Origin of the sequence: Micromonospora sp. LOL_015 (assembly GCF_048060275.1) — a bacterium.
In the GTDB taxonomy this organism is placed as follows: domain Bacteria; phylum Actinomycetota; class Actinomycetes; order Mycobacteriales; family Micromonosporaceae; genus Micromonospora_E.
On sequence record NZ_JBHMIO010000001.1, the window covers coordinates 326703 to 347974 of the forward strand.

At 71.1% G+C, this 21272-nt stretch carries 19 protein-coding genes and 1 pseudogene; 10 read left to right on the forward strand and 10 right to left on the reverse strand.

The window, feature by feature from the left end; all coding sequences use genetic code 11:
- Window positions 1-20: 20 nt before the first annotated feature.
- A complete protein-coding gene (locus tag ACFHWU_RS01370) occupies window positions 21-1556 on the forward strand; it encodes a phytoene desaturase family protein (protein WP_416589632.1) in 1536 nt (511 codons plus the stop codon).
- A 53-nt stretch (window positions 1557-1609) separates the two neighbouring features.
- On the opposite strand, the gene ACFHWU_RS01375 is transcribed toward ACFHWU_RS01370, so the two are convergent.
- Together ACFHWU_RS01375 and metF are read right to left on the reverse strand one after the other, a co-directional pair.
- The gene (locus ACFHWU_RS01375; RefSeq protein WP_416551609.1) at window positions 1610-2287 is read right to left on the reverse strand and encodes a CDP-alcohol phosphatidyltransferase family protein; all 678 of its coding nucleotides are present in this window, start codon (window positions 2285-2287) and stop codon (window positions 1610-1612) included.
- 41 nt (window positions 2288-2328) lie between these two features.
- Entirely contained in the window at window positions 2329-3246 is a 918-nt protein-coding gene (gene metF / locus ACFHWU_RS01380) for a methylenetetrahydrofolate reductase [NAD(P)H] (RefSeq protein WP_416551607.1), read from the reverse strand.
- Between the two features lie 60 nt (window positions 3247-3306).
- On the opposite strand from metF, the gene ACFHWU_RS01385 reads away from it, so the two are divergent.
- The gene (locus ACFHWU_RS01385; protein ID WP_416589633.1) at window positions 3307-4389 is read left to right on the forward strand and encodes a polyprenyl synthetase family protein; all 1083 of its coding nucleotides are present in this window, start codon (window positions 3307-3309) and stop codon (window positions 4387-4389) included.
- Between the two features lie 174 nt (window positions 4390-4563).
- Here ACFHWU_RS01385 and ACFHWU_RS01390 read toward each other — a convergent pair.
- From ACFHWU_RS01390 to ACFHWU_RS01405, 4 genes and pseudogenes are all read right to left on the reverse strand, one after another.
- Window positions 4564-5367: pseudogene (locus tag ACFHWU_RS01390) on the reverse strand (putative Ig domain-containing protein); the annotation flags it as partial.
- 12 nt (window positions 5368-5379) lie between these two features.
- The gene (locus ACFHWU_RS01395; RefSeq protein WP_416589634.1) at window positions 5380-5772 is read right to left on the reverse strand and encodes a lycopene cyclase domain-containing protein; all 393 of its coding nucleotides are present in this window, start codon (window positions 5770-5772) and stop codon (window positions 5380-5382) included.
- Window positions 5769-6155 carry a lycopene cyclase domain-containing protein gene (locus ACFHWU_RS01400; protein ID WP_416551601.1) on the reverse strand — a complete coding sequence of 129 codons (387 nt, stop codon included), beginning with the start codon at window positions 6153-6155 and terminating at the stop codon, window positions 5769-5771. The genes ACFHWU_RS01395 and ACFHWU_RS01400 overlap by 4 nt, the downstream gene beginning before the upstream one ends.
- Before the next feature lie 5 nt (window positions 6156-6160).
- On the reverse strand, window positions 6161-6556 hold the full coding sequence (locus ACFHWU_RS01405) for an Rv2175c family DNA-binding protein (protein WP_158632205.1): 396 nt from the start codon (window positions 6554-6556) through the stop codon (window positions 6161-6163).
- 227 nt (window positions 6557-6783) lie between these two features.
- On the opposite strand from ACFHWU_RS01405, the gene pknB reads away from it, so the two are divergent.
- Together pknB and ACFHWU_RS01415 are read left to right on the forward strand one after the other, a co-directional pair.
- A complete protein-coding gene (gene pknB, locus ACFHWU_RS01410) occupies window positions 6784-8865 on the forward strand; it encodes a Stk1 family PASTA domain-containing Ser/Thr kinase (protein ID WP_416589635.1) in 2082 nt (693 codons plus the stop codon).
- 1 nt (window position 8866) lies between these two features.
- Window positions 8867-9757, forward strand: coding sequence for a deoxyribonuclease IV (locus ACFHWU_RS01415; RefSeq protein WP_416589636.1), 891 nt, complete (start codon window positions 8867-8869; stop codon window positions 9755-9757).
- On the opposite strand, the gene ACFHWU_RS01420 is transcribed toward ACFHWU_RS01415, so the two are convergent.
- Genes ACFHWU_RS01420 through ACFHWU_RS01430 form a run of 3 tightly spaced genes read right to left on the reverse strand, consistent with a single transcriptional unit; the run spans window position 9754 to window position 12811 of the window.
- A complete protein-coding gene (locus tag ACFHWU_RS01420) occupies window positions 9754-10776 on the reverse strand; it encodes a threonine aldolase family protein (RefSeq protein ID WP_416589704.1) in 1023 nt (340 codons plus the stop codon). The two genes, ACFHWU_RS01415 and ACFHWU_RS01420, sit on opposite strands and share 4 nt — an antisense overlap.
- Before the next feature lie 31 nt (window positions 10777-10807).
- Window positions 10808-12214 carry a class II 3-deoxy-7-phosphoheptulonate synthase gene (locus ACFHWU_RS01425; protein ID WP_416551596.1) on the reverse strand — a complete coding sequence of 469 codons (1407 nt, stop codon included), beginning with the start codon at window positions 12212-12214 and terminating at the stop codon, window positions 10808-10810.
- 9 nt (window positions 12215-12223) lie between these two features.
- Window positions 12224-12811 carry a hypothetical protein gene (locus ACFHWU_RS01430; RefSeq protein WP_416589637.1) on the reverse strand — a complete coding sequence of 196 codons (588 nt, stop codon included), beginning with the start codon at window positions 12809-12811 and terminating at the stop codon, window positions 12224-12226.
- Window positions 12812-13141: 330 nt separating this feature from the next.
- Between ACFHWU_RS01430 and ACFHWU_RS01435 the strand changes: the two genes are divergently transcribed.
- Genes ACFHWU_RS01435 through yicI form a run of 4 tightly spaced genes read left to right on the forward strand, consistent with a single transcriptional unit; the run spans window position 13142 to window position 18627 of the window.
- Window positions 13142-14455 (forward strand): ABC transporter substrate-binding protein, encoded by a 1314-nt coding sequence (locus tag ACFHWU_RS01435; RefSeq protein ID WP_416551592.1) that lies wholly within the window; start codon window positions 13142-13144, stop codon window positions 14453-14455.
- A 59-nt stretch (window positions 14456-14514) separates the two neighbouring features.
- Window positions 14515-15462, forward strand: coding sequence for a carbohydrate ABC transporter permease (locus ACFHWU_RS01440; RefSeq protein WP_416551591.1), 948 nt, complete (start codon window positions 14515-14517; stop codon window positions 15460-15462).
- Between the two features lies 1 nt (window position 15463).
- Window positions 15464-16321, forward strand: coding sequence for a carbohydrate ABC transporter permease (locus tag ACFHWU_RS01445; protein ID WP_416551589.1), 858 nt, complete (start codon window positions 15464-15466; stop codon window positions 16319-16321).
- 23 nt (window positions 16322-16344) lie between these two features.
- Window positions 16345-18627: an alpha-xylosidase gene (gene yicI, locus ACFHWU_RS01450; RefSeq protein ID WP_416567558.1), complete on the forward strand. Its 2283-nt coding sequence runs from the start codon at window positions 16345-16347 to the stop codon at window positions 18625-18627.
- On the opposite strand, the gene ACFHWU_RS01455 is transcribed toward yicI, so the two are convergent.
- Window positions 18593-19264, reverse strand: a complete 672-nt coding sequence (locus ACFHWU_RS01455) for a TetR/AcrR family transcriptional regulator (RefSeq protein ID WP_416567557.1) — start codon at window positions 19262-19264, stop codon at window positions 18593-18595. The two genes, yicI and ACFHWU_RS01455, sit on opposite strands and share 35 nt — an antisense overlap.
- 265 nt (window positions 19265-19529) lie before the next feature.
- On the opposite strand from ACFHWU_RS01455, the gene ACFHWU_RS01460 reads away from it, so the two are divergent.
- A complete protein-coding gene (locus ACFHWU_RS01460; protein ID WP_278170320.1) occupies window positions 19530-20435 on the forward strand; it encodes an ABC transporter permease in 906 nt (301 codons plus the stop codon).
- Window positions 20428-21228: an ABC transporter ATP-binding protein gene (locus ACFHWU_RS01465; RefSeq protein ID WP_282231549.1), complete on the forward strand. Its 801-nt coding sequence runs from the start codon at window positions 20428-20430 to the stop codon at window positions 21226-21228. Before ACFHWU_RS01460 ends, ACFHWU_RS01465 begins: the two co-directional genes overlap by 8 nt.
- The last annotated feature ends 44 nt before the right edge of the window (window positions 21229-21272 follow it).

Sequence of the window (21272 nt, forward strand, 5' to 3'; positions counted from 1 at the left end):
TGCTGCGAGGAGGAGTACCGATGAGCCGGGTGGTGGTGATCGGCGCCGGGGTCGGCGGGTTGGCCGCCGCGATCCGGCTGGCCCACGGCGGGCACGACGTCACCGTCATCGAACAGGCCGACACCGTCGGCGGGAAACTGGCCCGCTGGACCCGGCAGACCCCGGACGGCGCGTTCACCTTCGACACCGGGCCGAGTCTGCTGACCCTGCCGCAGGTCTTCGCCGACCTGTTCGACGGCACCGGCGAGCCGCTGGAGAAGGTGCTGGATCTGGTCGAGCTGGATCCGATCGTGCGGCACCGGTTCCCGGCCGGGCCCGTCAGGCCGGCCGAACGGCTCGGCCCGCGCTGGCTCGACTCGTGCTGGCTCGACTCGTGCGCCGACCCGGCGGCGTTCGCCGAACGGATCGCGGTGGCCTTCGGTGACGAGGCCACCGACGACTGGCAGCGGGTATGGCGGCGGGCCCGGCGGATCTGGGACTCCTCCTGGCGGGACGTGCTGCGCCGGGAGGTCGGCTCGCCGCTGGCGATGGCGCGGATGGCGTACCGGCTCGGCGACCTGGCCGCGGTCGCGCCCGGCCGCAGCCTGCGCGGGGTGCTGCGCCGCGAGGTCCGCGACCCGCGGCTGCGGACCCTGCTGGAGCGTTACGCCACCTACACCGGCGCGGACCCGCGGCGGGCGCCGGCGGCGCTGCTCGCCGTGCCGTACGCCGAGTTGACCTTCGGCGGCTGGTATGTACGGGGCGGGCTGGGGGCGCTGGCCGACGCGCTGCTGTCCCGCTGCCTGGACCTGGGCGTGGTGGTGCGCACCGGGTCGACGGTCACCGCGATCGACGCCGCCGGCGGCCGAGTGCACGGCGTACGGGTGGCCGGTGAGGCCCGTCCGGTGCCGGCCGACGTGGTGGTGGCCAACGTGGACGCGTCGCGGGTCTACCGGGAGCTGCTGCCGCACGCCCGGCGGCTGGCCCGGCTGACCGACCGCAGCCTCGGCGGCTTCGTGCTGCTGCTCGGGGTACGCGGCCGGACCCCGCAGCTGGCCCACCAAACGGTGTTCTTCCCGCGCGACTACGACGCCGAGTTCGACGCGGTGTTCGGTGATCCGGGGCGGGGTCGGCCGGCCCGGCCGGCCACCGATCCGACGATCTTCGTGACGGTCGCCGACGATCCGGCGGCCCGGCCGGACGGCCACGAGGCGTGGTTCGTGCTGGTCAACGCGGCCCGGCAGGACCTGTCGCTGGCCGGGGTGGACTGGCGCCGGCCGGGTCTGGCCGACGCGTACGCCGATCAGGTGCTGCGGGTGCTGGCCGACCGGGGGGTGGACGTACGGGACCGGCTGCTGTTCCGCGAGGTACGCACACCGGCGGACCTGGCCGCGGCGACCGGCACGCCGGGCGGGTCGATCTACGGTACGGCCGGCGGGCTGCTGCGGCCGGCGAACCGGGCACCGGCGGCCGGACTGTTTCTGGTCGGCGGGTCGGTGCATCCCGGTGGCGGGCTGCCGATGGTGACCCTGTCGGCGCAGATCGTCGCCGACCGGATCGGCCCGGCCGGCCGGTAGCCCCGGGCTCGGAGGGCGGAGCCAAGCCGGTGCGGCCGGGTCGGCGGACCGGGTCAGGCCAGGGCGCGGCGGACCGCGGTGAACAGTTGGCTGAGCCCGAACAGGCCGAGCAGCACCCAGACCGCGGTGGCCAGGGTGAGCACCCCGGCGGCGAGGTCCGGCGCGATCAGCGCGGCGGCACCGGCCAGCAGCAGGCCGACCAGGGCGATGCTGACCCGGGTCGGTCGCTCCCCGACCGTCACCGCGCCGATCTCCCGCATGCCGGCTGCCGCCGCCCGGGCCCGCAGGTACTCGTGCAGCCAGGACAGTGTGCCGGCGGCGACGACCAGCGGGCCGGCGGCGCCGGCCAGCCAGAAACCGAGCAGCCAGAACGCCTCGCCCGCCCGGTCGGCGAGCGAATCGTAGACGTAGCCGAGCCGGGTGGTCCGGCCGGTGACCACGGCCAACGCACCGTCGACGGTGTCGGCGACTGCGGCCAGCAGCACCAGGCCGCCGGCGGCGAGCAGGCCGGGACCGCCGCGCGGGGCGAGCACCGGCACCCCGAGGCAGAGCAGCACCCCGGCGACGGTGACCGTGGTCGGGCCGATCTTGGCCCGGCCGAGCAGGTCGGCGACGGCGTGCGCGGCGCGCAGCCAGTAACGCACCACCGGGGTGGCGGTACGAGGGTCGAAACCGCCGTGCAGCCGTGCCCAGGTAACGGCGTAGTCCTGCCAGTTGAGCCGGGTCTCCACGACAGCTCAACCGCTGCGGGACGGCCCGGGTGGCGGGCGGGTCACGCCCGCGCGCCAACGGCGACGTTGAGCCACACCTCACGGGTGGCCGTCGAGCGATTCATGGTGATGAAGTGCAGGCCGGGCACACCTTCGTCGATCAGCCGCTGGCAGAGCTGATTGGCCTGGTCGATGCCGAGCCGGCGGACCGCGTCGGCGTCGTCGGCGACCCGGGCAAACTGGGCGGCCAGTGCCGGCGGGAACGGGGCACCGGACAGCTGCTCGGAGCGCTCAATGGTAGCTAGCTTGGTGACCGGCATCACACCGGGCAGGATCGGGGTGTCGCAGCCCGCCGCCGCGACCCGGTCCCGCAGCCGCAGGTAGTCGTCGGCGTCGAAGACCATCTGGGTGATCGCGAAATCCGCACCGGCCCGGCACTTACGAACGAAGTACCGGGTGTCGGTGGCGATGTCCGGCGAGCGTGGGTGTTTGTACGGGAAGGCAGCCACGCCGACGCTGAAGTCACCCGACGCACGAACCAGCCGGACCAGGTCCTCGGCGTAGCGCACGCCCTGCGGGTGGGCAACCCACTCGCCGGTCGGATCGCCGGGCGGGTCGCCGCGCACGGCGAGCACATTGCGCACGCCGGCACCGGCCAGCCGACCGATGACGTTGCGCAGCTCGGCGACTGAATGGTCGACGGCGGTCAGGTGCGCCATGGGCAGCAGGGTCGTCTCGGTGGCGATCCGTTCGGTGACGTCGACCGTGGTGTCCCGGGTGGTGCCGCCGGCGCCGTAGGTGATCGACACGAACGACGGCCGCAGCGGCTCCAGCTCGCGGATCGCCTGCCAGAGCAGCTGCTCGCCGGCGGGGGTCTTCGGCGGAAAGAACTCGAACGAGAAAGTCGGCTGGCCGGCGCGGATCAGCTCCCCGATCGACGGCTGCGAGCCGGGGAGTACGGACGGTAGACCGAGAGCCACGCAGCCGACTGTACCGGGTGGCCTGCGGGCGGCGCATCAACCAGCCGATAGCGTCAGGGAGTGGCAGACAGCATCACGGTCGCGCCGACCGATCGGGCCGACCTGCGTCGACGTATCGACCGGGCGTTGGCCGACTTCCTCCAGGGCCGGCGACGCTGGCTGGGCGACGTCGACGAGGCGCTGCTGCCGGTGGCCGCGGCGCTCGAGGACTTCGTGCTCGGCGGCGGCAAACGGCTGCGGCCGGCGTTCGGCTACTGGGGCTACCGGGGAGCCGGCGGCGGCGACTCACCTGAGGTGGTCGCGGCCCTGGCTGCGCTGGAGTTCGTGCAGGCCAGCGCCCTGATCCACGACGATCTGATGGACGGTTCGGACACCCGTCGCGGCGAGCCGTCGATCCACCGACGGTTCGCCGCGCACCACCGGCGCAGCGGGTGGCGCGGGCCGGCGGACGGCTTCGGTGCCTCGGCGGCGGTGCTGCTGGGCGATCTGTGCCTGGTCTGGTCCGACGAGCTGCTGCACGGTGCCGGGCTGACCGACGGGATGCTGCGCCGGGGCCGGCCGGTCTTCGACGAGATGCGCACCGAGGTCACCGTCGGGCAGTACCTGGATGTGCTCACCCAGTTCACCGGCGACACCTCGGTGCACCGGGCCACCCAGGTGGCCCGGCTCAAGTCGGCAAAGTACACCGTGGAGCGGCCGCTGTTGCTGGGCGCGGCGTTGGCCGACGCGCCGGCCGCCGTCGCCGCCGGCTACTCCGGGTACGGGCTGCCGCTCGGGGAGGCGTTCCAGCTGCGCGACGACGTACTCGGGGTGTTCGGTGACCCGGCGCTCACCGGCAAGCCGGCCGGCGACGACCTACGGGAGGGCAAACGCACCTTCCTGGTGGCGTCGGCGTACCGGACGACGTCGCCGGCCGGCCGGGCGTTGCTGGACGACCGGCTCGGTGACCCGGTGCTCGACGCCGACGGGGTCGAGCGGCTGCGCGAGGTGATCGTGGCCAGTGGCGCGTTGGCCGTCACCGAGGCGCGGATCACCGAGCTGACCGAGCGGGCGTTGGCCGCGCTGGGTCCGGTGCCGGTCGAGCCCGAGGCCGGGCAGGTGCTCCGGGAGCTCGCGGTGGCGGCGACCACCCGCACCGGCTGACCGCCGCCGACCCCAGAACGGCTCAGCTCAGCCGGTAACTGTTGGCAAAGTTGTTCGGGCTGCACTCGTTGAGCCGGCTGACCACCAGATCGTAGGTGTACCCGGACGGCACCGAGCAGGCGTGGGTGCCGTCCAGGTTCTGCCCGACCGTCCAGCTGAGGCGGTCGCGGCGGTCCGGTTGGCGGCGTCGCGGGCGGTCACCGTCACGCTGTACGTCCGGACGGTCGTCGGCGTTCCCGAGATCAGCCCGGTCGAGGAGTTGATGGACAGCCCGGCCGGCAGCCCGGTCGCCGACCAGGTGTACGGCGCGGTACCGCCGGAGGCGGTCATCCGCAGGCTGACCGCGACACCCCGCAGGGTGTTCTGGGCGCCCGGGTTGTCGACGGCCGGCATGCCCGGCGTACCGCCGCCGGTGTTGACGAACAGCAGCCGGTTCGGCGAGCCGCTTCCCGCGTTGGTGATCTTGTTGGGGGTGGCGACGGTGGACATCGCGGTCGCGACCTGGGCAGGGGTCAGGTTGACGGTGATCGCCTGGCTGACCCGGGCCGGGGCGAAGTTGCAGGCGTTGGAGCTGGAGTTGCCGGAGGCGATCGCGTAGACCACGCCGTCGGCGATGGAGTTGCGTACCGCGTTCTCCAGGGTGGTGTTGCTGCCCTGGCCGCCCAGGCTCATGTTGGCCACCGCCGGACCAGAGGTGTGGTTGCCGGTCACCCAGTCGACCCCGGCCGTCACCGCGGCGAACGAGCCGCTGCCGGCGCAGTCGAGCACCTTCACGGCGACCAGGCGGACCGCCTTGGCGACCCCGTACGAGGTGCCACCGACGGTGCCGGCGGAATGGGCGCCGTGTCCGTTGCAGTCGGGGTTGCTGCCGCCCACCGTGTTGACACCCCAGACCGCCCGGCCACCGAAGTCGCTGTGCGTGGTGCGGATGCCGGTGTCGATGATGTACGCGGTGACGCCGGACGCGGTGTTCGGGTAGTCAGTTTCCGGTCAATGCTCGTCTCCGGGGGCGGCGGCGGACTGGCGCGCCCGGCGCCGCCGCAGCCGGGCGAGCAGCCAGTCGCCCTCGCCGGCGACCGGGGCGCGCTGCACGCCGCGTCGCCCCAGCCACACCCACACCGAGAGGGTGAACAGCACCATCGCGAAGCCGAACAGCAGATCCTCGACCGGCGCGTACGCGATCCGCAGCCCGACGGTGGCGGCCGGGTCGTAGCGCACGATGTGGCGGCCGGTCAGGATCCCGTTGGAGAGCAACTGGAAGCCGACGATGATCGGGTAGGTCGCCCAGAAGACCGCCCGCACCACCAGCCGGGTGCGCAGCACCACGAGGTCGACCAGGACGGCGGCCACCACCCCGAGCAGCGCGGCGACGGTGTAGCTCACCGGACTCGCCGCCGGCCGGCATCGGCCTCGTCGCCCGCCGACCAGCGGTCGTCGGGGCGGCGTAGGCGGCCGGACGGGGTACGCACCGCGCGGACCGCCTCGAATCCCAGCACCGTGCAGATCGGCACGACCATGAAGAACAGCAGCTCGTCCAGTGGCAACCGGCCTGGCAGCAGCACCCCGGTCGTCTGGGCGGGGTCGAAACTCCAGTGTCCGGCGGCGATCGCGGCCAGGTCCCAGGCGACGAAGACCACCACCACCGCCAGCAGAGTCAGGGACAGCCGACGCCACCGGCGGAGCACGTTGACCCGCAGCACCGGCTCCAGCCAGATCGCGGCGAACAGACAGCCGGCCAGCACCGCCAGGTAGCTGAGCTGACCCATGCCGGTCAGAAACCCTCGGCCTGTGCCCGACGTTTCACCTCGCGAGCGCGGTCCCCACCCAGCGCAGTCGCGGGCGTGCCGGGCAGCGAGTCGTCCGGCCGGTACAGCCAGCCCAGCATCTCCTCGTCGGAGAAGCCGGCGTCGTGCAGCAGGGTCAGGATGCCGGGCAGGTGTTTGCGTACGGTGTGGTTGGCCACCAGTTCGGCCGGCACCCGGCGGACCCCGTCGCGCCGGACGGCGAGCAGCTCCCGGTCCCGGACCATCTGGTGGACCTTGCTGATCGTCACGTCGAGGCGTTCGGCGACATCGGGCAGGGTCAGCCAACCGGCCGGCTCCCCGGCGGTCACCGGCCCGGACCCGCCGGGGGCCGGCGGCGCTGGTGTCGAGGCGGGATCTGTCACGTCACCACCCTGCCACGCACCGGCCCCGCCGGCACCACTGACCCCGTCCTGACGCGCCAGGTGAGCCCGTACCGGTTGCGCCCCGACGGGTTCGCCGTTCGGCGGGCCTGGGCGGGTTGCCAGTTGGTTGCGGTGCGCTGCCGGCAGGTAACGGTTTGGCCCGGTTCGGCGGACCCGGCCTGATCGGAGTTCTGCCCTCCCCCTGCGGCCGCATAGACTGCCTGCCGATGGACACACAGGTCGCCGACTCGCTGCTGGGCTCGTTGATCGACGGGCGGTACCGGATCCGTGCCCGGGTGGCGCAGGGTGGCATGGCGACCGTGTACACGGCGACCGACGAACGGCTCGAGCGCACCGTCGCGCTGAAGATCATCCATCCGACCCAGCTCAACGACGTGCAGGGCCGCGATGCCGGGTTCCTCGACCGGTTCACCGACGAGGCCAAGACCATCGCCCGGCTGACCCACCCCAACGTGGTCGCCGTCTACGACCAGGGCACCCACCTCGGGCTGCCGTACCTGGTGATGGAGTACGTCCGGGGCCGGACGCTGCGCGACGTGCTGGCCGAGCGACGGCGGCTCAACCCGGGCGAGGCGCTGGCGATCCTGGAGCAGATGCTGGCAGCGATCGGTGCCGCCCACCGGGCCGGCCTGGTGCACCGTGACGTCAAACCCGAGAACGTGCTGGTCGCCGAGGCGCCGACCGGCGGCGCCGGGAACCTGATCGACAGCGTCGTGAAGGTCGCCGATTTCGGCCTGGCCCAGGCAGTGCAGGCCAGCGCCGAGGCCGGCGGCGGTCAACTGATGGCCACCGTGGAGTACGTGGCACCGGAGCTCGTCACCCAGGGCCGGGCCGATCCGCGTACCGACGTCTACTCGGCGGGCATCGTGCTGTTCGAGATGCTCACCGGTCGGGTGCCCTACGACGGCGACCGCCCGGCGGAGGTCGCCTGGCAGCACGTCGACCAGGACGTGCCACCGCCGTCGCAGTCGGTGCCGGGTGTCCCGGCGATGGTCGACGACCTGGTCGTCCGGGCCACCCGCCGGGATCCGGGTGAACGCCCCACCGACGCCGGAGCGCTGCTGTCCGACGTCCAGGTGGTCCGCGACGATCTCGGCAACGCGAGCGCCAATACGGCGGTGCTGCGCCAACTGGCGCAGCCCACGATGGCGGTCTCGCCGGTACCGGAGGCCGAGCGCCCGTCCTGGGCCCGACTGCCGGAGCCGAAGGACCGACGGGACCGGTCGGCACCGCGCCGCCGGGCCGCCTCCAGCACCGTGGTCCGCTCCGCCGCCGCCGGTGGGCCACCGGTGATGGCCAGCGGCGGGGCCGACCCGGCTCCCGGCCGGCGGCGCAGCACCAAGCGGAGCCGGACGAATAGCACCGAGCAGCCCGGCGGCGCAGGCCTGGGCGGGTTGCGGGACCGGCTGGTGGAGAACCCCCGGGCCCGGCTGGCGGCGATCGCCGGGGCGCTGGTGTTCCTGCTGCTACTCGGGGTCGGCGGCTGGTGGCTCGGGGCCGGCCGGTACACCGTCGCGCCCAGCATGGTCGGCCTCGACCAGGCGCAGGCGCAGGCGCTGGCCGCGCAGCGCGGCCTCACGATCAGCGTCGCCGACCCCCGGCACGACGAGAACGTCGCCCGGGATCTGGTGCTGGCCCAGGATCCGCCCAGCAACGGCCGGATCGTCCGCGGCGGCGAGATCACCCTGACCTTCTCCCTCGGCCCGGAGCGCTACGAGGTGCCGGACGTGGTCGGCAAGACGCTCGACCTGGCCCGGGTCGACCTGGAGAAGGCTCAGCTGGTGTTGGAGCAGGCGGCTGACCGGTACGACGACAACCTGCCCGCCGGTGTGGTGGCCGCCGTCGACCCGCCGGTCGGCACCGAGGTGCAGGCCGGCGATGTGGTGAAGGTGACGGTCAGCAAGGGCCGGGCCCCGATCACCGTGCCCAACGTGGTGGGGCTCAACGTCGACGAGGCACGCCGGATGCTGGCGGAGCTCAAGCTCGAGCCGCTAGTCGCCTCCGAGGAGTCGGACAAGCCAAAGGACCAGGTCATCGGTCAGGAGCCGGCGGACGGCGCCGGGGTGGAAGAGGGTACGGAGATCAAGCTCAGGGTGAGCGAGGGCCCGCCAGCGGTCGTCGTGCCGAGGATGATCGACCGGCCCTGTCAGGAGGCGCTGGCCGAGCTGCAGGGCCTGGGCTTCCCGGTCCGGGTCGACTTCAACCCCAACGGCACGGTCCGCTACCAGAGCCCCAACGACGGGTCCGAGGTGCCGCCGGGCACCGAGATCGTGATCGGCTGTCTCTGAGATGCCGGTTGACGGTTCCGCCGGGCACCGGCCGGTCGGCTCGCACACGCCCACCTCGGGCGGATTGGCCCGAGCCGCGCTGCCGTACGCCGCCGCGGCCGGCTCCGAGGTGGTGCAGGTGTACGTCGGCAACTCGCGCGGCTGGGCGATGCCCGACGGCGACCCGGCGCAGGACGTGGCGTTCCGCGACGGCTGCGCCGAGCGTGGGCTGCGCGCGTACATCCACGCCTCGCTGCTGGTGAACCTCGGCTCGCCGACCGCCGCCACGGTGGAACGCTCCGCCGCGACCCTGGCGCACGCGCTGCGCCGAGGCCGGGCGATCGGCGTTGAGGCGGTCGTCTTCCACGCCGGCAGCTCCGTCGACGACGGCTACGCCGACACCGCGATGCGTCAGGTACGCGAAGCGCTGCTGCCGTTGCTGGACGCCGCCGACGCCGCCAACGGGCCGATGCTGCTGGTGGAGCCGAGCGCCGGCGGCGGACGGTCGCTGGCGTCGCGGGTGGAGCATCTGCGGCCGTACCTCGCCGCAGTGGACTGGCATCCCCGGATGGGAGTCTGCTTCGACACCTGCCACGCGTGGGCCGCCGGGCACGACGTGGCCAGCCCGGGTGGCATGACGGCGACGATCAACGCGCTGGTCAACGCCGTCGGGGCGGACCGGCTGCGGCTGGTGCACGCCAACGACTCCCGCGACGGTTGCGGGTCCACCCGGGACCGGCACGAGACGATCGGCGCGGGCATGATCGGCGAAGCGGCGTTCGCCGAGTTGATGCGGCATTCAGCCACCGCCGGCGTGCCGGTGCTGGTGGAGACGCCGAGCGAGAAGCACGTCGGGCATGCCGCCGACATCGCCACGCTGCGTCGCCTGGCCGAGGCGGCGACTGTGCGCTAGCGGCGCAGAATGGCGCCGAGCACCTCGCCCGCCCGGTCCACCGCCGCGTCGTCGACGTCCAGGTGGGTGACCAGCCGGGCGGCGGTCGGCCCGACCACCGACACCAGCACCCCGTCGGCCCGGGCCACCTCGGCCAGCGCCGGGGCGGTCAGCGGGGTCTTGGTCAGGTCGAGACCGACGATGTTGCTGCGCACCTGGTCCGAGCGCACCACACCGTACGGCTCCAACGCCTGCGCCAGCCGGGCCGCCCGCACATGGTCGTCGGCGAGCCGGTCCACATGGTGCGCCAGGGCGTACCGCCCGGCGGCGGCGAGCACTCCGGCCTGGCGCATCCCGCCGCCCATCCGTTTACGCAGGACGCGGGCGGCCGCGATCCGCTCGGCGCTGCCGACCAGCACCGAGCCGACCGGCGCGCCGAGCCCTTTGGACAGGCACACCGACAGGGTGTCGAACATCGCGCCGTAGTCGGCCAACGGCACACTGTCGGCGATGTGCGCGTGCCAGATCCGGGCACCGTCGCAGTGCAGCGCCACCCCGGCGTCGGCGGTGACCGCCCGCAGCCCACGCAGCACGTCCAGCCCGATGATCTGCCCGCCGGAGCGGTTGTGGGTCTGCTCGACGGCGACCGCCCGGGTCGGCACCGCGCCGTACCCGGCCGGCCGGATCATCGCCGCGACCAGGTCCGGGTCCGGGTCACCGCCGGCGGCCGGCCAGGTCCGTGAGGAGATCCCACCGTACGCCGCCGCGGCCCCGACCTCGTAGGTGACCACGTGTGCGTCGGCGTCGCAGAGCAACTCGCCGCCGGGCGGCACCAGGGTCTGCAGGGCGACCTGGTTGGCCATCGAACCGGTCGGAGCGAACAGCGCCGCCTCGTGGCCGAACAGCGCGGCGACCTCGGATTCCAGCGCGTTGACCGTCGGGTCCTCGCCGTACACGTCGTCGCCGACCTCGGCCGCGGCCATCGCCGCCCGCATCCCCGGCGTCGGTCGGGTGACGGTGTCCGACCGCAGATCGACCACCGGCCGGACGGCGCTGCCGGCCGGCGCCGGCTCAGCCACGGAGCATCTCCGCGACCAGGAAGGCCAGCTCCAGGGACTGCTGGGTGTTGAGCCGTGGGTCGCAGGCGGTCTCGTACCGGTCCGGCAGGTGGATGTCCTCGATCGCCTGGGCGCCGCCGAGGCACTCGGTGACGTCCTCGCCGGTCAGCTCGACGTGCAGACCGCCAGGGTGGGTCTGTAGGCCCCGGTGCACCTCGAAGTAGCCGAGCACCTCGTCGACGATGCGGTCGAAGTGGCGGGTCTTGTAGCCGTTGGACGACTCGTGGGTGTTGCCGTGCATCGGGTCGCACTGCCACACCACCCGGGCGCCGGCGGCGGTGACCTTCTCGACGATCGGCGGCAACGCGTCGCGGACCTTGTGGTTGCCCATCCGGCTGATCAGCGTGAGCCGGCCGGGAATGTTGTCGGGGTTGAGCTTCTCGCACAGCTCGATGGCCTGCTCGGGACTGGTGCCCGGGCCGAGCTTGACCCCGATCGGATTGGCGATGCGGGAAATGAAGTCGATGTGCGCACCGTCGATCTGCCGGGTCCGCTCGCCGACCCACAGGAAGTGCCCGGACAGTCCGTAGGGGCGGTCACCGGAGATCCGGGTCAGCGCCCGGTCGTACTCCAGCGCGAGCGCCTCGTGTGAGCAGTAGAGGGTGACGGTCCGCAACGCCTCGTCGTCGGTCATTCCGCAGGCCTGAATGAACGCCAGCGCCCGGTCGATCTCCCGGGCGATCGCCTCGTAGCGTTCGCCGGCCGGGGACCGCTTGACGAACCCCTTGTTCCAGTCGTGCACCGCGTGCAGGTCAGCCAGCCCACCGGCGAGGTAGGCGCGGAGCATGTTCATCGCGGCGGCGGAGTTGGCGTACGCCCGGATCATCCGCTGCGGGTCGGCGACCCGGGCCTGCGCCGTGGTGTCCAGCGAGTTGATCATGTCGCCGCGGTAGGCGGGCAACCCGAGCGCGTCGGTCGGCGACGAGCGGGGCTTGGTGTACTGACCGGCGACCCGGGCCACCTTGACCACCGGCAGCGACGCGCCGTACGTCAGCACCACCGCCATCTGCAGGATGGTGCGGGCGTTGGCCAGCAGATGGCTCTCGGTGTTGTCGGTGAAGGTCTCGGCGCAGTCGCCGCCCTGCAGCAGGAAGGCCTTGCCGTCACAGACCAGCGCCAGCCGCTCCCGCAACTGGTCGACCTCGTACGGGGCGACCACCGACGGGACGTTGCCCAGCACCTGGCACACCTCGTCGACGACGGCCGGATCCGGCCAGGGCGGCGTCTGCGCCCGGGGCAGGCCGCGCCACCGGTCCAGCCCGAACGCCTCGTCCTCGGCCGAGTCGGCGGCGGGACGGCTGGTCTGCAGGCTCGGGTGCCCGACCGACGGATAGCTCAGCTGATGCCATTCTTGGCCCATGGCCAAAGCCTAGTCCGGCGGCGCGGCGGCGGACCCGCCGGCCGGGGCGGTACCCGGCGCACCTGCCGGAGCGGCATCGACGTCGACGTCACCCGGACCGGTGTCGCCGGGCTGGTCTGGCGTCGCGGTCTCGTCGTGGATGCACCAGCCGCCGTCGCCGCTGCCGGCCGGCGTCACGGTGAACACGAGACTGACCCGGAGCGTGGTGGATCCGACGGCAGCGGCGACAGTGGTGGTGACCTCGTGGCCGACCGGGACCGGCTGGGAAGCCACGATCTCCGCCCGCTCCACCAGCAACGACTCGGCGAAGTCGCCGTTGGGGCCGGTGGCGCTCGCGTCAAAGATCTCCTGCGTCGCGGCGCAGAGCTGGGCGCGCCCTTTGTCGAGGTCCTTGGCGACCATCGCGTCGAGGTAGTCCTGCACGAGCCGCCGGGACTCTTCGGCACCAACGGGCACGTCCGTCCCGGTCGGCTCCGGTTGCGGCTCCGGGTCGCCGGTGCAGCCGGTGGCCGTCATCGTCAGCAGGGCCACGACGCCGACGGCCACGCTGCGGCCCGGTACCGCCCGGGTCCGCATCCGTAGCGCGCTGGTCCGCATCCCGTTCCTCCCGTACCGCTGGCCGCCGTCGCCCCTGGCCCGCTATCGCCGCAGGCCGCCATCACCAGGCGCTGAGTCTACGACCGGGCTGGCAGTAACTGATCTGTCGAGGGATTGACATGCCGTCGACACAGTCGTAGCTTCCTTGTCGAATCGCTTCGTCGAAGCGTTTCGACAACCGAAGTCGGCTCCCTCCACCGATCAGCCGCGTTCGAGACCCCGCCGCCAGCGGGCAGCCTCACCGCGGTCCGTGACCTTCACCCGACCCCTGTCCCCGTGGCGGCGCCTGCACCGCGCCGCCCCTGCGGCACACCCGCGAGGAGGCTGGAAATGATGTTCCGTCGACAGCGAACAAACACCCGCACCCTGATAGCCGCCGTACTCACCGCCACCGCCCTGACCCTGTCGGCCTGCGGTGCCGACACCGACGACAGCGGCGACGGCAGCACCCTGCGCCTGTGGCACTACGAAGGCGCCAACAGCGCCATGGGCATCGCCTGGGCCGAAGCCATCAAGCAGTTCGAGGCCAGCCATCCCGGCGTCACCGTGGTCTACGAGGAGAAGGGCTTCGAGCAGATCCGGCAGAACGCCGGCATGATCCTCAACTCCGACCAGGGACCGGACATCCTGGAGTACAACAAGGGCAACGCCACCGCCGGTCTGCTGTCAAAGCAAGGGCTGCTCACCGACCTCAGCGACGTGGTGGCCGAACGCGGCTGGGACGAGATGATCTCGCCGAGCGTCGCCACCACCTGCCGGTACGACGGCAACGGGGTGATGGGTGGCGACACCTGGTACGGCATCCCCAACTACGGCGAATTCGTGATGGTCTACTACAACAAGGACATGTTCGCCGAGTACGACCTGCCGGTGCCCACCACCTTCGCCGAGTTCGAAGGCGTACTGGACACCTTCGTCGACAACGGCGTCACCCCGATCTCGGTCGGCGGCGCCGAGTACCCCGCCCAGCAGATCCTCTACGAGTTGGCGTTGACCCAGGCCGACCGGTCCTTCGTCGACGACTTCCAGCTCTACGCCAACCCGGTCGACTTCCACGGTCCGGAGTTCAACTACGCGGCCAACACGTTCGCCGAGTGGGTCGACAAGGGCTACATCGGCGCCGACTCCGCCGGCATCAAGGCCGAGGACATGGGCGTCGCCTTCACCCAGGGCAGCTTCCCGATCATGATCTCCGGCAGTTGGTGGTACGGCCGGATGAGCGACGAGATCACCGACTTCGAGTGGGGCACCTTCCTCTTCCCCGGCAGCGACCTGCACCCCGGCTCCGGCGGAAACATCTGGGTGGTGCCGAGCAACGCCAAGAACAAGGACCTCGCCTACGACTTCATCGACATCACCATGCAGCCGGACATCCAGAACCTGCTCGGCGACTCCGGCGGGGTGCCGCTGGCCGCGGACCCAGCCGCGATCACCAACCCGAAGGCCAAGGAGCTGATCGAGAACTTCAACACGCTCAACGACTCCGACGGGCTGGCCTTCTACCCGGACTGGCCGGCACCGGGCTACTACGACGTGCTGGTCGCCGGGGTCCAGCAGCTGATCAACGGCAGCAAGTCGCCGGACGAGGTGCTCGACGAGATCGCCAAGCCGTACAACGACAACCTGGCCAGCATCGGCGAGTGAGCGACGACCGTGCGCCGGGGACGCCGGTCCCCGGCGCACGGTCCGCTCCGGGAGGTTCCATGGCTAAGTTGCTCACCCGCCCCCACCCCCGTACCCGCGCCGGCGCGGACGCCCGGAAAGCGGACTACGGATACGTAGCCTTCCTGCTCCCCGGGGTCGTGCTGTTCCTCGCCGTGATCGTCGTGCCACTGCTGATGAACATCGGGATCAGCTTCACCCGGTGGTCTGGCGTCGGGACGCCGGAGTGGATCGGGTTCGACAACTACGACCGGTTGCTGCACGACACCAACTTCTGGATCTCGTTCCGCAACATCGGCTTCATCATCCTCGCGATGGCGGTGCTGCCGACGCTGCTCGGCCTGTTTCTCGCCGCGGTCCTGTTCGACTACGTGGCCAAGCGGATCGGCCCGCGGACGGCGAGCGTGTTCCGCTCCGGGCTGTACCTGCCGCAGGTGCTGCCGGTCGCGGTGACCGGCATCGTCTGGGGCTGGATCCTGCACCCCAGCTACGGTGCGCTGAACTCGATCCTGGACCGTGTCGGTCTGGGTGCCCTCGCCCAGAACTGGCTCGGTGACCCGGCGTACGCCCTGCTCAGCGTCATGGCGGTGATGGTCTGGTTCCAGCTCGGCTACCCGGTCGTGATGTTCATGGCCGGTCTGCAACGGGTCGATCCGGAACTCTACGAGGCGGCCGACCTCGACGGCGCCGGCTGGTTCCAGCGGTTCACCCGGATCGCGGTGCATCAGATCAAGCCGGAGATCTACGTCGTGCTCGTCACCACGACCATCGCCGCGCTGAAGATCTTCGGGCAGATCTTCGTGCTGACCCGGGGCGGCCCAGGCAACGCCACCCTGGTGCCGTCGTACTTCGCCTACCAGAACTTCTTCGAGAAGGCCGATGCCGGGTACGGCTCGGCGATCGCCACCGTCCTGACCGCCATCATCGTCGTGCTGACCTACCTGTTCCTGCGGATCCAGACCCGCGACGAGCGCCTGGAAGGGAGCTGAGATGGTCGCCACCACCCCACCCGCCCAGCGCGGCCGGCCCGGCCGGCTGACCGCCTCGACCGTCCTGATCGGCCTGACCGTGCTCACCCTGCTGGTGCTGGCACCGTTCCTGGTCGTAGCGCTCAACGCGGTCAAGGCACCGGCCGAGTACGCCGCCAACGGTCCGCTCTCGCTACCCGGCGAGCTCTACCTGCGCGGAATCGTCGACTTCTGGTTCCGGGTCGACTTCGGCGAAAAACTGTGGAACAGCTTCCTGATCAGCGCCACGGTCGCCGTACTCGCGGTACTGATCTCGGTGCTCAACGCGTACGCGATCGGCATCGGTCGGATGCGGGGTCGGATCGCGTTCCTGATGTTCTTCCTACTGGCCAACCTGCTGCCGCAGGAGGCGCTGGTCTACCCGCTCTACTATTTGTCCAAACAGGTCGGACTCTACAACAGCCGGATCGCCGTCATCATCATCTTCACCGCGATCCAGGCGGCGTTCGGCACCTACCTGCTCTCCTCGGTGTTTCGCGACTTCCCGCGGCAGTTGCTGGAGGCCGCGGCGATCGACGGGGCGGGCAAGTGGCGGGTGCTGTGGAAAGTAGTCGTTCCGACCAGCTGGCCCACCCTGTCGGTGTTGTTCACCTTCTTCTTCATCTGGACCTGGAACGAGTTCTTCCTGCCGCTGATCTTCCTGATCTCCAACGACAAGCAGACGGTGCCGGTGGCGCTCGGCGTCCTGCAGGGAGACCGGATGATGGACGCCACCACCACCAGCGCGTCGGCGCTGCTCGGCATCGTGCCGGCGGTGCTGTTCTTCCTCATCTTCCAGCGCACCCTGACCCGGGGTGTGCTGGCCGGCGCGGTCAAGTAGGACCTGACCCGAGAGAGGATTCGATGAAATTCAGCAACGGATACTGGCGGATGCGTGACGGCGTACAGCCGCTCTATCCCGCGCAGGTGCACGACGTCGAGGTCGAGCCGGCGGCGTTGACCGTGTACGCCCCGACCCGGCGGATCACCGGTCGCGGCGACACCCTCAACCAGCCGCTGCTCACCGTACGCTGCACCTCCCCCGCCCCAGACGTGATATCCGTCCAGGTGGGGCACTTCCTCGGCCGGCGGCCCCGGCATCCGGACTTCGCCCTGGCCACCGAGCCGGACACCGACGTCCAGGTAACCGACGGTGCCGAGCACGCCTGCATCACCTCGGGTGGGCTGACCGCCCGGTTCGCCCGGGGCGACGGCTGGCGGCTGGAGTTCGTGGCCGCCGACCGAGTGCTCACCGGCAGCGGCTACAAGAGCATGGCCGCGCTGGACACCGACGACGGGTCGTACATGCGGGAACAGCTCAGCCTCGGCGTCGGCGAGACGGTGTACGGACTCGGCGAGCGGTTCGGCCCGCTGGTCCGCAACGGCCAGGTGGTCGACATCTGGCAGGAGGACGGCGGCACCAGCAGCGAGCAGGCGTACAAGAACGTCCCGTTCTATCTCACCACCGGCGGGTACGGGGTGTTCGTCAACCATCCCGGGCTGGTCTCGTTCGAGGTCGGCTCCGAGGTGGTCTCCCGGGTGTCGTTCAGCGTCGCCGGGCAAAGCCTGGAGTACCTGGTCATCTACGGCCCGACGCCGCACGAGATCCTGCGCAAGTACACCGCCCTGACCGGCCGTCCGGCCCTGCCGCCGGCCTGGTCGTTCGGGCTGTGGCTGAGCACCTCGTTCACCACCTCCTACGACGAGCAGACGGTCAGCTCGTTCATCGACACCATGGCGGAGCTGGAGCTGCCGCTGTCGGTGTTCCACTTCGACTGTTTCTGGATGCGCGAGTTCCACTGGTCGAACTTCGAATGGGATCCGCGGGTTTTTCCCGAACCCGAGCTGATGTTGGAGCGGCTACGCAAGCGGGACCTGAAGGTCTGCGTGTGGATCAACCCGTACATCGCGCAGCGGTCGGCGCTGTTCGCCGAGGGGGCGGCGCGGGGCTACCTGGTTCGGACCGCCGACGGCGACGTCTGGCAGTGTGACCTCTGGCAGGCCGGGATGGGTCTGGTCGACTTCACCAACCCGGACGCCCGACGCTGGTACGCCGACAAGTTGCGGGCGTTGCTGGACATGGGCGTCGACGCGTTCAAGACCGATTTCGGGGAGCGGATCCCGACCGACGTCATCTGGCACGACGGCGCCGACCCGGAACGGATGCACAACTACTACACGCACCTGTACAACCAGACGGTGTTCGACCTGCTCCGGGAGCACCGCGGCGAGGGCGAGGCGGTGCTGTTCGCCCGGTCGGCGACCGCTGGCGGGCAGCAGTTCCCGGTGCACTGGGGCGGTGACTGCGAATCCACCTTCGAGTCGATGGCGGAGAGCCTGCGCGGCGGCTTGTCGCTGGCGATGTCCGGGTTCGGCTTCTGGAGCCACGACATCGGCGGTTTCGAGGGCCGGCCGGCACCGGAGGTGTTCAAGCGCTGGATCCCGTTCGGGCTGCTCTCCTCACACAGCCGGTTACACGGCAGCCAGACCTACCGGGTGCCGTGGACGTTCGACGAAGAGGCGGTCGACGTGCTGCGGATCTTCACCCGGCTCAAGGCGCGGCTGATGCCGTACCTGTTCGGGCAGGCGGTACTGGCCCACTCCGACGGGATCCCGGTGATGCGTCCGCTGGTCGCAGACTTCCCGGACGACCCGGCGGTGACCCACCTGGAGCGGCAGTACCTGCTCGGGGACAGCCTGCTGGTGGCGCCGGTGTTCCGGGCCGACGGGCAGGTCGACCTCTACCTTCCGGCCGGCACCTGGACCCACCTGCAGACCGGGGAGGAGATCACCGGCCCGGGCTGGGTGCGCCGGACGGTCGGGTTCGACCAGGTGCCGGTGCTGGTCCGCCCCGGCACGGTGCTGCCGCTCGGGGCGAACGCGGACCGACCGGACTACTCGTACGCCGACGGGGTGACCCTGGCGGTGTACCAGCTCGCCGACGGGCAGCAGGTGCAGGTTTCGGTGCCGGCGCTCGACGGGTCCGAGGCCGCCAGGTTCGTGGTCGCCCGGCACGGCACGACGGTCACTGCTGACCGGGTCGCTGGGTCGGCCCTGCCGTGGCGGGTGCAGCTGGTCGGCCACGGCGAGGTCTGGGAGGTGGCCGCCGACATCAGCCGGTGGCAGGGGGAGCTGACCGACCGGTAGCCGGGTTGGCCGCCCGGCCGCCCGCCGGGTCGGCTGCCGCCCCGGCGGTGAGGGCGGCGGCGACCGAGGCGGCCAGCCGGGCGACGTAGCCGCGTGGCAGCGGGGTACGGGCCACCGCGAGCCGCCAGTAGAGCGGGCCGACCATCAGGTCGACGACGAAGTCGGGATCGGTGTCGGCGGGCAGTTCGCCCCGCCGCACCGCCCGGTTCGTCACCAGGCTGCCGATCCCCCGCTGGTTGTCCCGCAGGGCTGCCTGCAGGGTCTGGGCGATCGCCGGGTTGCGGGCCGCCTCGGCGAGCAGGTCCGGCACGATCTGCCCGGCCAACGGATGACGCAACGCCCGGGCCGCGATGGTCAGCACCAGCTCGAGGTCACCGCGCAAGCTACCGGTGTCCGGCACGGCGGTCACCCCGAGGGCGACCTCGGAGACGATCCCGATGACCATCTCCAGTTTCGAACCCCACCGCCGGTAGACAGCGGTTTTGCCGACCCCGGCCCGACGGGCCACTGCTTCGATCGACATCCTGCCATAGCCGACTGCGGCCAGTTCCTGCAACGCGGCAGCCCGGATCGCCTGCGTCACATCCTCCCGCAGTACCGCCGCGCCCGCCGGCGGTCGCTTTCCGTCGCCCTGCATTCGAGCCAGTGTAACCGCACGACGATACGGTTGCGTATCGTCGTTGCCTCCCCTACCGTTTCCGTCAGGACGCGACGGTATCGTTCCGTGCCATCGGACATGAAAGGTGAGGAGCCGGGCATGAACCGGCTTCACCGGTCCGGCACCACCCGTGCCAGCGGGTCGCGCGGCACCGTCGTCGCGGCGTCCGGGACGAGAGGTACCCGTCGGAGAGGGGCGCGGGTGTGCACGAGCGGCAGCGTTGGCTGATGGAAGGACAGATCGGATGCGGCAGCCAACCAGTGGCACGACCGTGACGCTGGAACCGGACAGCGGGCCCACCCTCGCCGAGCTGGCCCGACAACACGGCCTGGCGGTGAGCGGTGCCCGTCCGTCGCTGGGTGCCTACGTCAAGCAGTTGTGGTCGCGGCGGCACTTCATCTGGGCGTACTCCAACGCCCGGCTGATCGCCATGTACACCAACGCCCGGCTGGGCCAGATCTGGCAGGTGATCACCCCGCTGGCCAACGCCGGGGTGTACTTCCTGGTCTTCGGACTGCTGCTGGGCACCGACCGCGGCATCGACAACTACATCGCGTACCTCTGCACCGGGATCTTCATCTTCACCTTCACCCAGCAGGCGGTGACCACCTCGGCCCGGTCGATCGGCGACAACATGAATCTGATCCGGGCGGTGCACTTCCCCCGGGCCAGCCTGCCCTTGACCTCGGTGCTGGTGCAGTTGCAGCAACTCGCCCCGTCGATGACCGTGCTGGCGGTCATCATGCTGGCCACCGGTGAGGGGATCGACTTCAGCTGGCTGCTGCTGATCCCGGCGCTGCTGCTGCAGACGCTGTTCAGCGGCGGGCTGGCCATGATGGTGGCCCGCTGGGCGGCGCGCACCAGTGACCTCTCCCAACTGCTGCCGTTCGTGATGCGGACCTGGCTGTACTCATCCGGCGTGTTCTACAGCATCGACCGGTTTACCGGCGACCTGCCCGGCTGGGTGGTCACCGTGCTGCAGTTCAACCCGATGGCGGTCTACATCGACCTGGTCCGCTACGCGTTGATGGACTCGATGGGCAGCCCGCCCGGGTACCTGTGGCCGGCGGCCGGCGGTTGGGCCGTGCTGATGGGTGTGGTGGGCTTCATCTACTTCTGGCGTGCCGAGGAGGAGTACGGCCGTGGCTGACCTGCTGGACGCACCGGCTTCCGGGGCCGACACCCGGGTGCCCACCGTGATCGTCGACGACCTGCACGTCGTCTACCGGATCAACACCGGCGGCGGCGGGCGCAACAGCCCGGTCGCGGCGCTGCGGCGGATCGCGACCCGCAAGCAGGCCCCGACGGTACGCGAGGTGCACGCCATTCGCGGCGTCAGCTTCGTGGCGCACCGTGGCGAGGCGATCGGGCTGATCGGCAGCAACGGCTCCGGCAAGTCCACCCTGCTGCGGGCGGTGGCCGGCCTGCTGCCGCCGCGCCGGGGCAAGGTCTACACCCAGGGTCAGCCGTCCCTGCTCGGGGTGAACGCCGCCCTGATGAACGACCTGACCGGCGAGCGTAACGTCGTGCTCGGTTGCCTGGCGATGGGAATGAGCCCGGCGGAGGTGCGGGCGAAGTACGACGGGATCGTCCAGTTCTCCGGCATCAACGAACGGGACGATTTCGCGTCGCTGCCGATGCGGACCTACTCCTCGGGTATGGCGGCCCGACTGCGGTTCTCGATCGCCGCGGCGAAGAGCCACGATGTGCTGATGATCGACGAGGCGCTGGCCACCGGCGACGCCGCGTTCCAGCGGCGCAGCGAGGAACGGGTCCGTGAGCTGCGGGCCGAGGCCGGAACCGTCTTCCTGGTCAGCCACAGTAACAAGTCGATTCTGGACACCTGTGAGCGCAGTATCTGGCTGGAGTCCGGCGTGATCCGGATGGACGGGCCGAGCACCGAGGTAGTCAAGGCCTACCAGGAGTACGCCAACCGCAGGTGACCCGAGCCGGGTGTCCGGGTGCGGCGTACCCGCAGCCCCCGGAC

What these genes read in the sequence shown, in the direction of transcription:
- ACFHWU_RS01415 (WP_416589636.1), top strand. Translation starts at nt 8,867, where the DNA reads ATGCCGGTTGACGGTTCCGCCGGGCACCGGCCGGTCGGCTCGCACACG.
- ACFHWU_RS01455 (WP_416567557.1), bottom strand. Translation starts at nt 19,264, where the DNA reads ATGCAGGGCGACGGAAAGCGACCGCCGGCGGGCGCGGCGGTACTGCGG.
- ACFHWU_RS01445 (WP_416551589.1), top strand. Translation starts at nt 15,464, where the DNA reads ATGGTCGCCACCACCCCACCCGCCCAGCGCGGCCGGCCCGGCCGGCTG.
- ACFHWU_RS01425 (WP_416551596.1), bottom strand. Translation starts at nt 12,214, where the DNA reads ATGGGCCAAGAATGGCATCAGCTGAGCTATCCGTCGGTCGGGCACCCG.
- ACFHWU_RS01400 (WP_416551601.1), bottom strand. Translation starts at nt 6,155, where the DNA reads ATGGGTCAGCTCAGCTACCTGGCGGTGCTGGCCGGCTGTCTGTTCGCC.
- ACFHWU_RS01435 (WP_416551592.1), top strand. Translation starts at nt 13,142, where the DNA reads ATGATGTTCCGTCGACAGCGAACAAACACCCGCACCCTGATAGCCGCC.
- ACFHWU_RS01440 (WP_416551591.1), top strand. Translation starts at nt 14,515, where the DNA reads ATGGCTAAGTTGCTCACCCGCCCCCACCCCCGTACCCGCGCCGGCGCG.
- ACFHWU_RS01460 (WP_278170320.1), top strand. Translation starts at nt 19,530, where the DNA reads ATGCGGCAGCCAACCAGTGGCACGACCGTGACGCTGGAACCGGACAGC.
- ACFHWU_RS01430 (WP_416589637.1), bottom strand. Translation starts at nt 12,811, where the DNA reads ATGCGGACCAGCGCGCTACGGATGCGGACCCGGGCGGTACCGGGCCGC.
- yicI (WP_416567558.1), top strand. Translation starts at nt 16,345, where the DNA reads ATGAAATTCAGCAACGGATACTGGCGGATGCGTGACGGCGTACAGCCG.
- ACFHWU_RS01370 (WP_416589632.1), top strand. Translation starts at nt 21, where the DNA reads ATGAGCCGGGTGGTGGTGATCGGCGCCGGGGTCGGCGGGTTGGCCGCC.
- pknB (WP_416589635.1), top strand. Translation starts at nt 6,784, where the DNA reads ATGGACACACAGGTCGCCGACTCGCTGCTGGGCTCGTTGATCGACGGG.